Here is a 364-nt window from a genome sequence, read left to right as displayed (position 1 = left end):
AAGGAGAGGAGGGGGGGAAGAGGGGGAGAGGGGGAAGGAGGGGAAAAAGAGAGAAAGGGGGAAAGAAAGAAGGGGAGAAAAGGGGGAGGGAAGAAAGGGAAGGGGAGAGGAAAAGGGGAGGAAAGGAGGAAAGGAAGAAAGGGAGGAGGAGGGAAGAAAAGAAAAGAGAAAGAGAAAGGAAGAAAAGGAGGAAGAGGAGGAAAGGAAAGAAAAGGGAAGAGAAAGGGGGGGGAAGGGAGGAGGGGGAAAAGAAAAGGGAGGAAGAAAGGGAGAGAGGGAAGGGAAGGAGGAGAAGGGGGAGGGGAAAGGAGAAAGAAGGGGGAAGAGGAAGGAAAGAGGGGAAAGAAGGGGAAAGGGAAAGGGA

At 53.0% G+C, this 364-nt stretch carries 1 protein-coding gene; it reads left to right on the top strand.

Annotated features, from left to right (window positions below; all coding sequences use genetic code 11):
- The coding region (locus KH400_RS30160; RefSeq protein WP_217228436.1) for a hypothetical protein at positions 1-364 on the top strand (364 nt) is incomplete at both ends.

This window comes from Desertibacillus haloalkaliphilus, from assembly GCF_019039105.1.
GTDB classification, from domain to species: Bacteria; Bacillota; Bacilli; order Bacillales; family KJ1-10-99; genus Desertibacillus; species Desertibacillus haloalkaliphilus.
This window is presented reverse-complemented; position numbering and strand designations above follow the sequence as displayed.